Source organism: Promicromonospora sp. NPDC060204, assembly GCF_042728455.1.
Classification (GTDB): Bacteria; Actinomycetota; Actinomycetes; order Actinomycetales; family Cellulomonadaceae; genus Promicromonospora.
In genome coordinates this window covers 1-1,470 of the sequence record NZ_JBHWZO010000460.1, presented here as the reverse complement: position 1 = coordinate 1,470, position 1,470 = coordinate 1, and the positions used below count along the sequence as shown (strand labels likewise).

Genomic DNA, 1,470 nt, shown 5'->3' with positions numbered 1-1,470 from the left:
GGGAGGGCTCGACCACGACGGTCGAGCCCTCCCGGGAGACCCGGGTCCACCGATCCGTCGTACACCCCAGAGAGGAACCAACCACATGCTGCGCATCGCCGTCCCCAACAAGGGTGCCCTGTCCGGCCCCGCCTCCGAGATGCTGAGCGAGGCGGGCTACCGCCAGCGCCGGGACACCCGCGAGCTCGTGCTCGCCGACCCCGAGAACGACGTCGAGTTCTTCTTCCTGCGCCCGCGCGACGTCGCGGTGTACGTGGGGACAGGAACGGTCGACGTCGGCATCACCGGCCGCGACCTGATGCTCGACTCGGGCGCGGACGCCGTCGAGCACCTGGGCCTCGGGTTCGCCCGCTCGACCTTCCGCTACGCCGCGCCCGCCGGGCCCGGTGCGACCGACCCCGTGACCGAGGTCGCGGACATCGCCGGCCGCCGCGTGGCGTCGTCGTACACCACGCTCGTGGCCCAGCACCTGGCGAAGCAGGGCGTCGAGCCCGCCGCGATCGTGCACCTGGACGGCGCCGTGGAGTCGAGCGTGCGCCTCGGCGTCGCGGACGTCATCGCGGACGTCGTGGAGACCGGCACCACGCTGCGGGCCGCAGGCCTGGAGGTCTTCGGCGAGCCGATCCTGCGCTCCGAGGCCGTGCTGATCCGGCAGTCCGACGCCGAGCCGCCGGCCGGACTCGACGTCCTGACCCGCCGCCTGGAGGGCGTGATCACCGCCCGCGAGTACGTGCTGATGGACTACGTGGTCCCCGAGTCCCGCCTGGAGCAGGCCGTGGCGATCACGCCCGGCAAGGAGTCCCCGACGGTCTCGGCGCAGCACCACAGCGACGCCCGCGCGGTGCGCGTCATGGTGCCGCGCAGCGAGACCAACCGGATCATGGACGCGCTGTACGACGTCGGGGCGCGCGCCATCATCGTGACCTCGATCCACGCCTCGCGGCTGTAGGACCGATGGGCGCCGGGTCGGGGAGCAGCGCGATCGGCCGCGGCGGGCGTGACGACCGCTTCCGCACCTTTCGCGGCCGGTTCGGCACGCCCACGGCATACGGCATCGCGCTGCTGTTCGCCGGCGGGTGCACGTTCGTCGCGCTGGCGGCGAGCGGCCCCGGGGCGGACGCCGCCAACCGCATCGCGATCATCGTGTTCGGGCTGCTGGGCGCCCTGGTCGCCTGGCGGTTCGGCGCCGTGCGCGCCGTCCCCGACCCCTCCGGGCTCACCGTGGTCAACTACGCGACCAGCCGCCGGCTCGCCTGGCCCGAGATCGTGACGGTCCGGTTCGGGCCCAACGACCCGTGGGTGCACCTCGACCTGGCGGACGGCGACGTGCTCGCCGTCATGGGCATCCAGCGGGCCGACGGCGAGCACGGCATGGCCGAGGCCCGTCGTCTCGTGGCCCTGATCGCGGAGCTGGGCGAGGCCGCGGAGCCCGACCAGCGGTAGCAGGAGCGGGAGAAAAAGTAGAGCGCC

2 protein-coding genes are annotated in these 1,470 nt (G+C 73.6%); both read left to right on the top strand.

From position 1 onward, the window contains the following. Positions 1-85 precede the first annotated feature (85 nt). Positions 86-949: an ATP phosphoribosyltransferase gene (hisG, locus tag ACFWEJ_RS28670; protein ID WP_377232553.1), complete on the top strand. Its 864-nt coding sequence runs from the start codon at positions 86-88 to the stop codon at positions 947-949. Between the two features lie 5 nt (positions 950-954). Beyond that, positions 955-1,443 (top strand): PH domain-containing protein, encoded by a 489-nt coding sequence (locus tag ACFWEJ_RS28665; RefSeq protein ID WP_377232552.1) that lies wholly within the window; start codon positions 955-957, stop codon positions 1,441-1,443. Positions 1,444-1,470: the final 27 nt, after the last annotated feature.